General features: G+C 33.9%; 1 pseudogene. It reads right to left on the reverse strand.

The features are described 5' to 3' along the window. Positions 1–301 (reverse strand): annotated as a pseudogene (locus SB775_RS28560) (polymorphic toxin type 17 domain-containing protein); the annotation flags it as partial.

Raw genomic sequence — 301 nt, forward strand, 5'->3', positions numbered from 1 at the left:
ATGTCAACACTTTGCTTAAACTTATCGAAATTCATTACGTTTTTAATACCTTGTATAAAGTTTACACTTTCACTAAGTGTTGAGGTTTTACCTAACCTTGAGAATTTATCGATTTTCGAAATTTCACCTACACCTTTTGTTCCTACAAATAAATCGGCAAGCGCTAATTTAACTTGCATCTCTACATTTCCAACCCATTTAGCCCTGCTATTCCAATCTCCATTTACAACATCTTGATTCCATGAATTAGAAATAGCTTGTTCTACAGCAGCAAATGTTTCGTCGATATGAGAAAGAGCAT

This window comes from Peribacillus sp. SIMBA_075, from assembly GCF_046534585.1.